Annotated in this window: 1 rRNA gene; it reads left to right on the top strand. The window is 50.6% G+C overall.

Annotated features, from left to right (window positions below):
• A 23S ribosomal RNA gene (locus tag QWF21_RS18095) occupies window positions 1-512 on the top strand; the annotation flags it as partial.

Here is a 512-nt window from a genome sequence, read left to right as displayed (position 1 = left end):
TAAGCGTACACGGTGGATGCCTTGGCAGTCAGAGGCGATGAAGGACGTACTAACTTGCGATAAGCCATGATGAGGCAGTAAGAGCCGCATGAGTCATGGATTTCCGAATGGGGAAACCCACCTGATTTATCAGGTATCGTTGCATGAATCCATAGTGCAACGAGGCGAACCCGGGGAACTGAAACATCTAAGTACCCGGAGGAAAAGAAATCAACCGAGATCCCGTTAGTAGCGGCGAGCGAACGCGGGCCAGCCCTTAAGCTTATTTGGTGTTAGTGGAATCCTTTGGAAAGAGGAGCGATACAGGGTGATAGCCCCGTACACGACGGTGCCATTTAAGTGAAAACGAGTAGGACGGGACACGTGATATCCTGTTTGAACATGGGGGGACCATCCTCCAAGGCTAAATACTCCTGACTGACCGATAGTGAACCAGTACCGTGAGGGAAAGGCGAAAAGAACCCCTGTAAGGGGAGTGAAATAGAACCTGAAACCGTGTACGTACAAGCAGT

The sequence above is a fragment of the Alkalimonas mucilaginosa genome (assembly GCF_036327005.1).
In the GTDB taxonomy this organism is placed as follows: domain Bacteria; phylum Pseudomonadota; class Gammaproteobacteria; order Enterobacterales; family Alteromonadaceae; genus Alkalimonas; species Alkalimonas mucilaginosa.
This window is presented reverse-complemented; position numbering and strand designations above follow the sequence as displayed.